Below are 13,211 nucleotides of genomic sequence, written 5' to 3' on the forward strand. Positions count from 1 at the left end.
CCGCAAGCTGAAGCTTGCGGCTACCGATGCCTCGGGCTTGGTAGGCGCGGCCTTCAGGCCGCGTTTGTTCGGACGACAGACGAGATCCTTCGCGGAGTTTACACTGAGCGAAGCGAACGTGCTCAGGATGACATTCTCCCCCCGCAAGCTAAAGCTTGCGGCTACCTCCGTATTTTCGTATTTTCCACCAGCATCACCACACTCAAAACCCTTAAGGAAGCATGATTTCTCTTATTGTCCATGGTGGCGCCTGGGATATTCCCGATTCGCTGGTCGAAGCGCACCGGGCCGGTTGTGCGAGTGCTCTGGCGCTCGGGTGGGCGCTGCTCGAGCGCGGAGGATCCGCGGTCGATGCAGTCGAGCAGGTCGTCCGTCACCTTGAGGACAGTGCGGCGTTTGACGCCGGTCATGGCTCCCATCTCAACGCCCTCGGCCAGGTGGAACTCGATGCGAGCATCATGAACGGAAAATCGCTCCGTTGCGGCGCCGTCGCGGCAGTGCATTGCATCAGGAATCCGGTCTCCCTCGCCCGAAAAATCATGGAAGAAAGCGAGCACATCCTCCTCGTCGGGGAGGGGGCGGAACGGTTTGGCAGCGAGCATGGCATCCCGCTCTGCGATCCGCGTGAGTTGATCGCGCCGAGGGAAGAGGCGCTATGGAGGTCTGTACAACTGGACGATCAATATACTTCGAAAAACGCGTTCCGGGCGAACGGCGGCGATACCGTCGGGGCGGTCGCTCTCGACCGCGATGGGACGATTTGCGTCGCTACTTCCACCGGAGGCACGCTCAACAAGTATCCCGGCCGGGTCGGAGATTCCCCGCTGATCGGCTGCGGCTCCTACGCGGACAATGCCATTGGCGGAGTTTCGACGACGGGTTGGGGCGAGGCGATGATCAAAGTCGTCATGGCGAAGAGTGTTATCGATATCATGGAGGCAAACGGGGGAAACGCCCAGGCAGCCGCGGACCGGGGGATTGAGTTGCTCAAACGTAAAGTGGACGGCGACGGGGGAGTGATCGTGCTCAACGCCCGGGGCGAATACGGGGTCGCCTTCAATACCCCGAGGATGGCGAGGGCCTATATGACCTCCGGGATGCGCGTACCGTTCGTGGCTGCATGAATGTCAACTCCCTCGTCGGGCATATTCTTGAGCTGACCGAGCTCACCGATAAAAGCAGCGAGCCGGCGGACCAGGTTGCTTCAAAGTTCTTCCGCCAGAAAAGCTATCTCGGCGCCGGCGACCGCCGGTTTATTTCCGAGGGTTTCTTCGGGATCATCCGGCACCGCAGATTGATCGAGGCCTTGCTTGAGGAGTATGTCCGGCAGAAGCCGCAAGAATCCTCCCTTGATGCTCCCCACGTCCGGTATCTCTCCCTCTACGTCGCGTACTCCCTGCTCGATCCCGTTCGCGGGACAACGACTGCGGAACCCGACCCGGGCCAATCCTTCCCTCACCGGATCGACGCCCTCTGGAACTCCTTCTTCCCCGAGTCCGACCTCGCTTCCTACATTCTCTGGCTGCGTGAGCACCGGAGGCTTGATTTTCTTCCGGAGAGCGGACCGGGCGGAGAGCTCCTCCGGCTTGCGGTGGAGTATTCCTTCCAGGACTGGATGGTCCGGGAATGGGACCTCCAGTTCGGCGGCGATCTGGAGAAGTTGCTCCGGTCCCTGAATACGCCGGCGAAGCTGACGCTCCGCGTGAACGGCTTGAAAGTGGGGAGGGAGGAGTGCCGCAAACGCCTGGCGGGGGAAGGGATTGATACCGAGCCCACGGCGTTCTCTCCTGCGGGACTCGTTGCGTCAAAACGATTTAACTCGCAGGCCTCGGCCGCGTTCAAAGATGGGTGGTACGAAGTGCAGGACGAAGGGAGCCAGTTGATTTCACTGATCGCAGAACCGCAGCCGGGGAGCATGATCCTGGATGCCTGCGCGGGCGCGGGTGGGAAAGCGCTCCATCTGGCCGACCTGATGAAAGGGAAGGGGACGATCTTTGCCGCGGATGCGGGGCGTTCACGGATCGACGAGCTCGATCAGCGCGCCCGGAGGGCAGGAGCGAAGAACATCCAGGCCGTCACAGAGGGGCATTCCCTGCCGGATGTGTTTCGGGCGGACCTGGTCCTCGTCGACGCCCCTTGCACGGGGGCCGGAACGATCCGGCGGAACCCATGGATCAAGTGGCGCGTTACAGAAGACTCGGTGGCGAAGTATGCGGAGAAGCAGCGGAACCTGCTCCACGCGAACAGCCGGTTCGTCAAAGAAGGGGGAGTAATGATGTATGTCACCTGCTCGTTGCTCCGCGGAGAAAATGAAGAGGTCGTGGGGTCGTTTCTCGCCGCCCATTCCGGATTTCAGGTGGAACGGATCGAGCCGCGCGCTTGCCCTCCATCGATGATTACGCCAGAAGGCTTTGTAAAAATGTTGCCTCACGATGCAGGCACAGACGGCTTCTTCGCCGCGAAACTGGTTCGGACGCCATGAATTTTGCTTCTGGAACGCCCAATTCGTAGATTAAAATTGCATCCCTTGAATGTCTCAACTTCCCGGCTTCCGCAGAGGTATCCGATATGAAACGATTTGAACTTCTGGTTCTGCTTGCGCTCCTTTTAGCCGATTGCTCCGGGAAATCGGACGTGCAGCTTTTCCAGGAAGGCACTGCCGCCGAGGAATCCGGAAATTTCCAGGTCGCGGCAGACAGGTACGAAGAGGTCGTCAAACGCTTCCAATCGAGCGCGTACGCGGAAAGCGCCCTCTACCGGGCGGGCCTGGTGTACAATAACGACATGCACGACCCCGCAAAGGCTGTCGGGGCGTACAGGAGATTCTATGAATTCTTCCCGTCGAGCAAGCAAGCTCCGACGGCGTTGTTCCTCTCCGGGTTTTTGCTCAACAACGAACTCCATCAGACCGATAGCGCGAAACTTGCCTATGAGATGTTTTTGAAGAACTATCCCAAACACGACCTGGCGGCTTCGGCAAAATTCGAGCTCGAAACTCTGGGGAAAGACCCCGGACCCCTGTTGAAAATCGACACCGCAGCCGACAACCGGAGCCGCACCCATCCCCCGCCGCAGGCGTCGTCGCAATGACACAAACGGTTCAGGATTACAGGAAATACCTGCAGCCCGACGTCGTCGCGCGACTCGCGAATATGGAACTCGTCGCACGCCTCGTGGTCGAGGGATTTATCACCGGCCTGCATAAGAGCCCGTACCACGGTTTTAGCGTCGAATTTGCCGAGCACCGGCAATATATGCCGGGGGACGAGATCAAGCACCTTGACTGGAAGATCTACGGCAAGACCGACCGCTACTACATCAAGCAGTTCGAGGAAGAGACAAACCTCAAGTCCTACATCATCCTGGATGCGAGCCGCTCGATGTCGTATTCCTCCGAGGGGCGGATGTCAAAGCTCGAATACGCGTCGTATGTCACGGGAGCGCTCGCGGAACTGATGGTGCAGCAGCGGGACGCGGTGGGTTTCACGATCTACGACGAAAAAGTGCGCACGTACATGCCCCCCCACGCGACCAAGTCGTATCTGAAAGAAATCCTTCGCCAGCTCGAGACGCTCCAGGCGGGCAACAAGACCGGCACCGCCGACTCGCTCCACGTCATCGCCGAGCGGATCAAGCGCCGGGGCCTCGTCATCATCCTCTCCGATCTTTTCGACCGCCCGGCAGAAGTGATGAGCGCCTTGCGCCATTTTCGCCATAAGAAAAATGAAGTGATCGTGATGCAGATTCTCGATCCGCTGGAGCGGAGCTTCGCCTTCGGCCGCGACGCGGTCTTCAAGGACCTCGAAACGGCGGAGGAACTGATCACCCAGCCGGTGCACATCCAGAAGGCCTACCAGCAGGAGATGAAGCAATTTCTCGACTCCTACAAGAGAGAATGCCGGGAGAATAATATCGATTACATCCTCCTCGACACCTCGACACCGTTCGATGTTGCGCTCTTCGAATACCTCCACAAGCGGCAGAGAATCGGCTGAGCTGACGCCCGGAGGGCCGCAGTACCCATTCACGTTCGTTCACAACCGGAAATCAGGTGGAACAGGATAAGCTCATCGTTAAGGGCGCTCGCGTCCATAACCTGAAGAACATCGATGTGGAAATGCCGCGAGACCGGCTGATCGTCATCACCGGCCTTTCGGGCTCCGGCAAATCGAGCCTCGCCTTCGATACGATCTATGCCGAGGGCCAGCGCCGGTACGTCGAAAGTCTTTCCTCCTATGCCCGCCAGTTTCTCGGACTCATGGAGCGGCCGGATGTCGATTACATCGAGGGGCTGAGCCCCGCGATCTCCATCGAGCAGAAGACGGTTTCCCACAATCCGCGCTCGACGGCGGGCACCGTCACGGAAATCTACGATTATCTCAGGCTTCTCTTCGCCCGCGTGGGCGTGCAGCACTGCACGAACTGCGGCCGGGTCGTCCAGAAGCAATCTGTCGATCAGATCATCGACGCGATCATGGAGTACCCGAAGGGGGCGAAGATCCAGATCCTCGCCCCGGTGGTCCGGGGAAGAAAGGGACACTACCGGGAGCTGTTCGAGGAAATCGTGAGGGACGGCTACCTCCGCGTGCGGATCGACGGGGAGGTGAGGGAAATCGGGAAAGCGATGCAGATCGACCGGTACAAGGTTCATGATATCGAGATCGTCGTCGACCGGCTCGCCATCAAGCCGGAGATGCGGTCGCGCGTGGCAGAATCGGTGGAGAGCGCGCTCAGGATGGGATCCGGCCTGGTGATCGTGAACCGCGGCGAGGAAGGGAAACCGGCTCCCGACGGGAAGGGCGCGCGCGGCGATCAATTGTTCAGCCAGCACCTCGCCTGTCTCTATTGCGGCCTCAGCTACGACGACCCCGCGCCGAACGCATTCTCCTTCAATTCGCCGTACGGTTGGTGCCCGGCCTGCACGGGTCTGGGCGAGACACAGGAGTTCGACGTCAACCTGATCATTCCGGACGAATCGCTCAGCATCAACGAAGAGGGCCTGGCTCCGCTCGGGAAGCCGCGGTCCACCTGGCTCTGGACTCAGGTAAGGGCTGTCGCGAAAAAGCACGGCATCGATCTCGACACGCCCATCGGAAAGATCCCCAAGAAACTGCGCGCGATCCTTCTTGACGGCGCGGGGGATGAGAAATTCGAAATGCCGTACACCTACTCAAGCGGCCGAACGGTGATCTACCGCCAGCGCTACACCGGGCTCATGGCGATCCTCAAGCAGTATTTCATCGAGACGACGTCGGAGGGGCTCCACCGCTGGGTGGAGTCGTTCATGAACACCAAACCGTGCGAGACGTGCGGGGGCGGACGCCTCAAGAAAGAAAGCCTCGCGGTGAAACTCACGGACGCGAAGTCGGGGAGGGAGGTCAACATCCGCGACGTGGTCAAGCTCTCCATCCGCGACGCCTCGGCTCTCTTTGACTCGTTTTCGCTGACCGAACGTCAGCTTCTGATCGCGCATCAGATTCTCAAGGAAATCAAACAGCGCCTCCGGTTCCTCCTGAACGTCGGGCTGGAGTACCTGACGCTGGACCGCTCGGCCAGGACCCTCTCCGGCGGCGAGGCCCAGAGAATCCGGCTCGCGACACAAATCGGCTCCCAGCTCGTCGGGGTGCTCTACATTCTCGACGAACCGAGCATCGGTCTTCACCAGCGAGATAACATCAAGCTCATCTCAAGCCTCAAGGAGCTGCGCGACCTCGGGAACACGGTGATTGTCGTCGAGCACGACAAGGAAATGATTCAGCAGGCGGACTACGTCGTCGACCTCGGACCCGGGGCGGGAGAGCACGGGGGCCATGTGGTCACCGCCGGAAGCCCGGACCGGCTCAGGATGAAAAATGAGACTCTGGCGCTCTCCGGAAACGGCAGGACCGGCGTTTCCTATACAGCCCTCTACCTGCACGGCAAGCGAAGCATCGAAGTTCCTCCCACCCGCCGGAAGGGGAACGGCATGTTCCTCACGCTGAAGGACGCCCGCGGGAACAACCTGAAATCCGTCACACTCGAGATCCCCCTCGGAACTTTTGTCGCCGTCACCGGTGTCAGCGGGTCGGGGAAGTCGAGCCTCATCACGGAAACCCTCTACCGGATTCTCTCGAGAAAGTTCTACAAGTCGAAGGACGTCCCCCTCCCGTACGGGTCGATCGACGGGCTCAAGCAGATCGACAAGGTGATCGAGATCGATCAGTCGCCGATCGGCCGCACCCCGAGGTCGAACCCCGCGACCTACACGGGACTTTTCACTCTCATTCGGGACCTCTTTGCCCAGCTCCCCGAAGCGAAGATCCGGGGGTACCAGGTCGGGCGCTTCAGCTTCAACGTCAAGGGGGGAAGGTGCGACGAATGCGAGGGGGACGGTGTGAGGAAGATCGAGATGAACTTTCTCCCCGACGTCTACGTCCTCTGCGAGGTCTGCAAGGGGAAGCGTTACAACCGGGAGACCCTGGATATTCTATATAAAGGGAAGTCGATCTCCGACGTCCTGGAAATGACGGTCGAGGAGGCAGTCTCTTTTTTCAGCGAAATTCCGAGGTTGCAGCGGAAGCTCCGGACCCTGTACGATGTAGGCCTCGGGTATATCAGGCTCGGGCAGCAGGCCACGACCCTCTCGGGAGGCGAGGCGCAACGGGTAAAACTCTCCACGGAACTCTCGAAGGTGGGGACCGGAAAGACGCTCTATATACTGGATGAACCGACGACAGGACTGCATTTTGAGGATATCCGGATGCTCCTCTCGGTCCTCTCCAAGCTCGCCGATCTGGGAAACACCGTCGTGGTGATCGAACATAACATGGAGGTCATCAAGACGAGTGATTGGATCGTCGACCTCGGCCCGGAAGGTGGCGAGGGAGGGGGGAAGATCATCGCCGTGGGAACCCCGGAGCAGGTCTCCCGCGTAAAGGGGTCCTACACGGCGGAATTTCTCAAGCTTGAGCTCGCTTCGCCCTCATAAATCGCGGAATTAGTTGACTTTCGACAGCCGAAGGGGTATATTTAGCCCCATGAAACGTTTAATTCTTCCCATTCCGGCGGCGTGTAAGCGATGAATAAGGCCAAGACGATCCTGTTCATCGAGGATGAGGAAGAGCTTCTCAATACAATCGGCAATCTGCTCCGGGATATAGGGTACGAGGTTATGGCAGTCCTCGACGCCGAGGATGGCCTGATGAAGATCGAAGAGACCACTCCCGACCTGATCCTTGCGGACATCAAGCTGCCGGGGATTGACGGGTTTGCGTTCTTCAAACAGGTGAAGCAGGATAAGCGGTTCGCGGCGGTCCCGTTCGTTTTTTTGACCGCCTACAACGACCTGAAAGCGATGCGCTTTGCGAAGGAAAATGGAGCCTCCGAATATATCACCAAGCCGTTCGACTTCGAGTACCTGATCGCCCGCATCAAGGACCTCCTTCCCCCACCGTAGTACTCCTCTCCAGAGATTTTACCCGAAATGCGCGTTTCCCGCAGGAAGGCGGGGATGGCCGTGCCGCATAAGACCGGATCCGGTGATATTCGTCACCATCTCCCGCCGGGCAAACGCGTATCTTCCTGATGAAGCTGTTATTGGGTCAACGAACGCAGGAGTCGCTGAAGCAGAATGGATAACGAGCATACAACGGTGAAGTTTCTCAAATGGGTGGGCCTCGTCGCGCTTGTCTCGCTCCCCCTGGTGGTCTTTCTGAAAAAACGGAAGCCGCAGGAATCCGAATTCCCCAACGAAGACGATTCAAACATCTTCGCCTCCGAACTGAAAGAGTAAGCCCTCCGTCCCCGGCCGCTGCCGGGATCAGAAGTTAATCAGATTTTTCGGATCCTCACTCTCGCGCCAACGCCAGCTGGTGTGTTTTTGGCATTTTCCCGGAGGATACTTCTTGTTGAAGTATTCCACAGTCCGTTCCGGACAGAACGGCGTGGCGATCTTCTTCGTATCGGTGCAAATGGTGTCAACCTCGATTCCATCCGGCTGGACGAATTCGGCCGGTGCCATCCCGATCTCCTTATCCTCATAGACATACTTCATGAAGCGTCCCCAGATGGGGGCGGCGGCCCTTCCTCCCTGGCCGTCGGCGTTCGTAAAGTGAACCGTCTTGTTGTCGAACCCGACCCACACCCCGGCTGTGAGGTTCGGCGTGAACCCGATAAACCATGCGTCGGCAAATTCCTGCGTCGTTCCGGTTTTTCCGGCGGCGGGTCCCGCATAATAGAGCCGCACGCGCGCGCCCGTCCCTCCGTTGACGTTGTCCTTCATCATACTCGTCATCAGATACGCCGTCTCGGGGCTTAAGACCTCACGCTTGTTCGGCTGGTTCTCTTCGAGGACATTTCCGTCCTTGTCCTCGATCCTGAGGATGGAGCCCGGCTCCACGTACACCCCCTCGTTGGGAAACACGCCGTAGGCGGCGGTGATTTCAAGCGGCTGCACTTCTCCCGTGCCGATGGCAAGCGACTCGTAGGGCGGGAGGTCGGACTTGATCCCCATCCGGCGGGCGTATTCGATCACCTGTTTCACCGGCGCGATTTCCATGATCGCCCTGATCGCGACGAGGTTGATCGACATCTTGATCCCCTCCCGGAGCGTGCTCTTGCCGCCGAAGAGGTGGTCGAAGTTTTCGGGAGTCCACCGTTTGCCGTTCGCCATCACAAGCGTGACCGGCTGATTGAGGAGCTCGAAGCAGGGAGGATAGCCGTTGTCGATCGCCACTGTATAAACGAACGGCTTGAACGCCGACCCCGGCTGGCGGTGGATCTGGGTGACGTGATTCAGGCCGTACTTGAAGTTCTTGACGTTCGCTCCCCCCACCATCGCCACGATATTCCCGTTGTGGTGATCGATCGCGACGAAACCGACTTCAATCCGGGCGGCGGCCTTCTTCACCGAATCGATGAACGCAGGATTTTTTCGAAAAGCGCGCGCAATGCTGTCGCGTTCGCCCGCATCCGCATCCCGGTATTCCTCGGAGGTCCGGATCGCCATCGAGACCGCCTGGTCGGCTTCGGGCTTGTGCGCCTTCCAATCCCATTGCTTGTTGAACGATCCCTGGTACTCCGGGATGTGCTCCCGGACCGCCCGATTGGCGGCCCGTTGCATCCGGCTGTCGAGCGTGGTATAGACCGAGAGCCCGTCCCGGTAGATGTCGAACCCGTATTGGTCCGCCTTCTGGAGGAGCTGCTGCCGAATCCACTCCACGAAGTGGGGGGCGATGCCGGCCGTCAATTCTTCGTCGAAGGGACGGAACTCTATCGCGTCGTCCTTGGCGGCCTGGGCTTTTTCGCTCGTCAGGTAGGAGTATTTCACCATCTGATCCAAGACGGTGTTGCGGCGCTCGATGCATCTCTGGTAATGCCGAAGCGGATCGAACGTCCCCGGGCCTTTCAGCATTCCGATCAGCAACGAGCCCTCGGCAAGCGTCAGGTCGGAGGGATTCTTTCCGAAGTAAATCTGCGCCGCGGAGGCGATGCCATAGGCGCTTCGCCCGAAATAGGCGACGCTCAGGTACATCTCGAGGATTTCCTCCTTCGTGTAGTTTCGTTCGATCTGGATCGCCGTGATGAACTCGCGGATTTTCCGGGTCCCCTTCCCGAAGACCGATTCATTCGGATCCTTGAGGTCGTAGAGATTCCGCGCGAGCTGTTGGGTGATCGTGCTCGCCCCCTCTCTCAACCGGAGCGAGAAGACGTTTTTGACCATCGCGCGGACGAACCGGGGCAGATCGACACCCCAGTGGTCGTAGAAGTTCTTGTCCTCGGTCGCCACGAGCGCATCGATCAGCTCCTTGGGGAGGTCCTTGTAGGCGACGCGGGTCCGGTTCTTGATGAAGAACTGATCGAGGATTTCACCGTCGCTCGAATAGACCTTGGTCGCCAGTTCTGGCTTCGGATGTTCGAGCTGCTCCAGCGAAGGGAGGCCCGAAATCAGGAACGCGGTGTAGATCCCGAGAAGCCCGATCAGCACCAGCCACCCGCCGAGAAGGAGTTTTCGCCTGTTTTTAAAGATGCCCTGTGTTGTCATACCGGTTGCCCCTGTCTCCACTGCTTCAGTTCGATTCTTCCCCCGGCCATCGCCGCATAGGTATTATGCCCGATCCAGTCGCCGAGGTTGACATACACGCCGCTGCCGATTTCCACGCAAACCGGGGAATGCCGGTGCCCCATCACCACGATATCGAATCCTTCCCCGATCTTCTTCCGGGCGAAGGCCAGCATGCCGTCTTCCTCGCCGTATTCCTTGCCCGACGTGTGCTGCCGGCTCTTCCGGGACGAGGAGCGGGCGATACTGACGCCGATGTCGGGATGCACCCAGGTAAACAACCAGATGCTTAACGGGTTGTTCAGGATTTTCTTGAGGATTCTGTACCCGGTATCCTTATTCGAGAGCCCGTCGCCGTGATGGATCAGAACCTTCCTCCCGTCGATCAGCGTCTCGATCGGGTGGTGATACGTCTTGATCCCCAATTCTGATTGAAAATAATCCTTCATCCAGTAATCGTGATTCCCCGCAAGATAATGGACGGCGATTCCCCGCTCCGTGCATTCATCCAGCTTTGCGAGAAGCCGGTGGAACCCTTTCAGGATCACCGTCCGGTATTCGAACCAGGCGTCGAAGAGGTCGCCCACGATGAAGAGCTGGTCGGCGTCTTCCTGGATGCCGTCCAGAAAGGCGATGAGCCGGTTCTCCTTCTGCCGTTCTTCTTCCCGCGATCCGAGCCCCAGGTGGGCGTCGGAGATAAAATATGTTCTTCCCATCAAGCTCTACTTTGCCGCCGGTACCGTCAACGAGAACGGCTGTTTGAACTTGCTGCACCACCCTTCGGAATCCGAGCAATAAAAGTAAGTGAGAGTTCCCTTGATCGTGAGACCGGTGGGCTTGGACGGCCCGGCCCTATTGAGGAGCTTGTACTTCTGCACGATCGCCTTCGAGGTGTCGAGATAGGGAAATTTCTCCATCGCAGGCGTTTCAAGCGTGTCCGCCGCTTCGACCCGTGCGGAGGAATCGAACGTGACGCTCATCGGCGGGGTCAGGTTGATATGGATCCCTTTCCTGGGGCGCAGGTTGAACAAGATCGCCCCGGATGAGCCGTCGCGCGGGGTCGCTTTCCTGAGGGCGGCCGAAAAAGTGACGTAGATGTTCGCGTTTGTCGGGCTGACGCCCGTGCTCGCATGGGGGCTGACAAGCAGAAGGGAAAAAATTATTACGGCGGCGATTCTCATACTTTCTCTACCCTAATATAAGCATTTTGAGGAACCATTTCCCTGCTGTTGTGTTTACGGGCACGCGACCTAAAGGTCGGGCCTACCGATGCCGAGGACTTGGTAGCCGCAGCCTTCAGGCTGCGGTCTTTTTCCCGCCATGGCACAGCCCCTCGATCGAAAACCCGCAAGCTAAAGCTTGCGGCTACCTATACCCCGGATATCGTTGCGGCGCGCCTCTCTGGGACTCCCTGCAGAACAATCAGTCCGGCGATGAAAAAGAGCCCGATCGCGAGTGCGGCAAGGCGCTCGTTCGTCAAATCGGCGACCAATCCATAGATAAACGGACCGACGACTGCGGAAGCCTTACCACATAAACCATCGTAAAAACCGAAAAATTCCCCTTCACGCTCCTTCGGCGTCAAGAGGGCCATCATGCTCCTGCTCGCCGATTGAGACGACCCGATCGCTATCCCCGCGCCAAGCGCGACGACGTAAAACACGGCGACCGTCGTTACGAAATACGCCCCGATGCTGATTGCGATCCAGAGGACGAGCGTGATCGAAATGGTTCGTTTGGGCCCGAGCCTGTCTGTGATGAAGCCGAAGACGAGAGAGCCGAGGACGGCGCTCGTTTGGACGACGGCGAAAAAGACGATGATCTCGTCGTCGCTCATCTTGAGGACCTGCGCCGCGAAGATTGCGGCGAAGGCGATAATGGTGAGGATGCCGTCATTATAGACGAAGAATGCGATCAGGAACCTGGCGATCTCCGGATACTCCTTCGTCTTGAACAGCAGGACGAACGTGCGCTTTGCCTGCCTGAAACCCCCGGAGACGTAACCGCGGGCAGAGGCATCCTCTACGGCCCTCCCGGGCTCAGGCACAAAGAGAAACATGGGGAGTGAAAAGAGGAAGAAAAAGGCGGCGGCGATGACGAACGACAAACGGACATAGAACAGGTAGTCTGCGTCTTCCGCGCCGGGAAGGACCGCCCGCACGATCAGAAGGACGGCGAGGGCTCCCGCGTACCCCATGGCGAATCCGTATCCGGAGACTCTGCCGTACGAGTGTTCGGAGGTGAGCGAGGGGAGGAAGGCGTCGTAGAAGACGAGGCCTCCTTCGAACCCGATATTGGCGAGGATAAAGAGGAGGAGCCCGGCGAGCACCATTCCCTCGCCGACGAAGAACAACAGCGCGGTGCAGACGACGGAACCCGCGGTGAAGATGAAAAGAAAACGCTTCTTATTGTGCGAAGAGTCTGCCGCGGCGCCCAGAGGCGGCGAGATCGCCGCGGCGCAAATCATCGAAAGGCTGACGGCCAGGCCCCATAACCAGTGTCTTCCGCCGGCGACATGGGATGTAAAGTACCGCGAATAGATGACGGTGACGATGATGACCGAGAACGCGGTGTTGGCGAAATCGAAAAGCGACCACGCGAAAATGACGGCCCGCTTCCCGGCGGCCGGTTGATTCGGCATGAGCTTCAGGCGGCTGGGTCGGGCGGGGGTCCGGTCCGGCCCGATTTCTGTGAGGCGTTTTCGTTGATGAGCCCCCGCCCGGTCTTCTTGAGGCCGCTATTCTTCTTCAGCTCGTCGAGGATGGCGTCAAGAATGCCGTTCACAAATTTTCCGCTCTGTTCGGTGCTGAAGGTTTTCGCGACCTCGATCAGTTCGTTGATCGTGACCTTGGGGGGAATATCGGGGAAATAGAGGAACTCGCAGATGCCCATCTGGAGGAGCAGTTTGTCGATGACGGCGATCCGGTTATACTCCCAGTGTGACACCTTCGCCCGGATCCGGACCTCGATTTCCTCCTGGTGGCTGACGACCTGGTCGATCAGCTTCTTCGCAAAGTCGAAACTCTCCCTGTCGCCCCGGATGTCACCGAGCACATTCTCCACCACGGAAGAGATCGGCTCTTTGGAGATCTCGTAGGCGTAGAGCGTCTGGAGGACTTTTTCGCGGGTGATCCGGCGCTTATAGACCGTCATCTCGCTTCGCCGCCCCCGC

At 58.9% G+C, this 13,211-nt stretch carries 12 protein-coding genes; 7 read left to right on the plus strand and 5 right to left on the minus strand.

Going from position 1 to position 13,211, the window contains the following annotated elements:
• The first annotated feature begins 221 nt into the window (after positions 1–221).
• From VI215_11500 to VI215_11530, 7 genes are all read left to right on the plus strand, one after another.
• The gene (locus VI215_11500; GenBank protein HEY6192936.1) at positions 222–1,124 is read left to right on the plus strand and encodes an isoaspartyl peptidase/L-asparaginase; all 903 of its coding nucleotides are present in this window, start codon (positions 222–224) and stop codon (positions 1,122–1,124) included.
• Entirely contained in the window at positions 1,121–2,482 is a 1,362-nt protein-coding gene (locus VI215_11505) for an RsmB/NOP family class I SAM-dependent RNA methyltransferase (protein ID HEY6192937.1), read from the plus strand. Before VI215_11500 ends, VI215_11505 begins: the two co-directional genes overlap by 4 nt.
• 86 nt (positions 2,483–2,568) lie before the next feature.
• Positions 2,569–3,090, plus strand: a complete 522-nt coding sequence (locus VI215_11510; protein HEY6192938.1) for a tetratricopeptide repeat protein — start codon at positions 2,569–2,571, stop codon at positions 3,088–3,090.
• Positions 3,087–3,995, plus strand: coding sequence for a DUF58 domain-containing protein (locus VI215_11515; protein HEY6192939.1), 909 nt, complete (start codon positions 3,087–3,089; stop codon positions 3,993–3,995). The genes VI215_11510 and VI215_11515 overlap by 4 nt, the downstream gene beginning before the upstream one ends.
• Positions 3,996–4,051: 56 nt before the next feature.
• Entirely contained in the window at positions 4,052–6,967 is a 2,916-nt protein-coding gene (gene uvrA / locus VI215_11520) for an excinuclease ABC subunit UvrA (protein ID HEY6192940.1), read from the plus strand.
• Between the two features lie 90 nt (positions 6,968–7,057).
• Positions 7,058–7,435: a response regulator gene (locus VI215_11525; protein ID HEY6192941.1), complete on the plus strand. Its 378-nt coding sequence runs from the start codon at positions 7,058–7,060 to the stop codon at positions 7,433–7,435.
• A 174-nt stretch (positions 7,436–7,609) separates the two neighbouring features.
• Positions 7,610–7,771 (plus strand): hypothetical protein, encoded by a 162-nt coding sequence (locus VI215_11530; GenBank protein ID HEY6192942.1) that lies wholly within the window; start codon positions 7,610–7,612, stop codon positions 7,769–7,771.
• A gap of 27 nt (positions 7,772–7,798) precedes the next feature.
• Here the strand turns inward: VI215_11530 and VI215_11535 are convergent, their stop codons facing one another.
• The 5 genes from VI215_11535 to nusB form a co-directional block, all read right to left on the minus strand.
• Complete coding sequence (locus VI215_11535) at positions 7,799–10,021, minus strand: PBP1A family penicillin-binding protein (protein ID HEY6192943.1); 2,223 nt, start codon at positions 10,019–10,021, stop codon at positions 7,799–7,801.
• The gene (locus VI215_11540; protein ID HEY6192944.1) at positions 10,018–10,755 is read right to left on the minus strand and encodes a UDP-2,3-diacylglucosamine diphosphatase; all 738 of its coding nucleotides are present in this window, start codon (positions 10,753–10,755) and stop codon (positions 10,018–10,020) included. Before VI215_11540 ends, VI215_11535 begins: the two co-directional genes overlap by 4 nt.
• 6 nt (positions 10,756–10,761) lie before the next feature.
• On the minus strand, positions 10,762–11,220 hold the full coding sequence (locus VI215_11545; GenBank protein HEY6192945.1) for a hypothetical protein: 459 nt from the start codon (positions 11,218–11,220) through the stop codon (positions 10,762–10,764).
• A gap of 188 nt (positions 11,221–11,408) precedes the next feature.
• Positions 11,409–12,680 carry an MFS transporter gene (locus VI215_11550; GenBank protein ID HEY6192946.1) on the minus strand — a complete coding sequence of 424 codons (1,272 nt, stop codon included), beginning with the start codon at positions 12,678–12,680 and terminating at the stop codon, positions 11,409–11,411.
• Between the two features lie 5 nt (positions 12,681–12,685).
• Positions 12,686–13,192: a transcription antitermination factor NusB gene (nusB, locus tag VI215_11555; GenBank protein HEY6192947.1), complete on the minus strand. Its 507-nt coding sequence runs from the start codon at positions 13,190–13,192 to the stop codon at positions 12,686–12,688.
• Positions 13,193–13,211 lie beyond the last annotated feature (19 nt).

The organism is Bacteroidota bacterium (genome assembly GCA_036522515.1).
Classification (GTDB): Bacteria; Bacteroidota; Ignavibacteria; order UBA10030; family SZUA-254; genus VBOC01.

What these genes read in the sequence shown, in the direction of transcription:
- VI215_11550 (HEY6192946.1), bottom strand. Translation starts at nt 12,680, where the DNA reads ATGCCGAATCAACCGGCCGCCGGGAAGCGGGCCGTCATTTTCGCGTGG.
- VI215_11530 (HEY6192942.1), top strand. Translation starts at nt 7,610, where the DNA reads ATGGATAACGAGCATACAACGGTGAAGTTTCTCAAATGGGTGGGCCTC.
- VI215_11535 (HEY6192943.1), bottom strand. Translation starts at nt 10,021, where the DNA reads ATGACAACACAGGGCATCTTTAAAAACAGGCGAAAACTCCTTCTCGGC.
- VI215_11525 (HEY6192941.1), top strand. Translation starts at nt 7,058, where the DNA reads ATGAATAAGGCCAAGACGATCCTGTTCATCGAGGATGAGGAAGAGCTT.
- VI215_11545 (HEY6192945.1), bottom strand. Translation starts at nt 11,220, where the DNA reads ATGAGAATCGCCGCCGTAATAATTTTTTCCCTTCTGCTTGTCAGCCCC.
- VI215_11500 (HEY6192936.1), top strand. Translation starts at nt 222, where the DNA reads ATGATTTCTCTTATTGTCCATGGTGGCGCCTGGGATATTCCCGATTCG.
- VI215_11505 (HEY6192937.1), top strand. Translation starts at nt 1,121, where the DNA reads ATGAATGTCAACTCCCTCGTCGGGCATATTCTTGAGCTGACCGAGCTC.
- nusB (HEY6192947.1), bottom strand. Translation starts at nt 13,192, where the DNA reads ATGACGGTCTATAAGCGCCGGATCACCCGCGAAAAAGTCCTCCAGACG.
- VI215_11540 (HEY6192944.1), bottom strand. Translation starts at nt 10,755, where the DNA reads ATGGGAAGAACATATTTTATCTCCGACGCCCACCTGGGGCTCGGATCG.
- VI215_11510 (HEY6192938.1), top strand. Translation starts at nt 2,569, where the DNA reads ATGAAACGATTTGAACTTCTGGTTCTGCTTGCGCTCCTTTTAGCCGAT.
- VI215_11515 (HEY6192939.1), top strand. Translation starts at nt 3,087, where the DNA reads ATGACACAAACGGTTCAGGATTACAGGAAATACCTGCAGCCCGACGTC.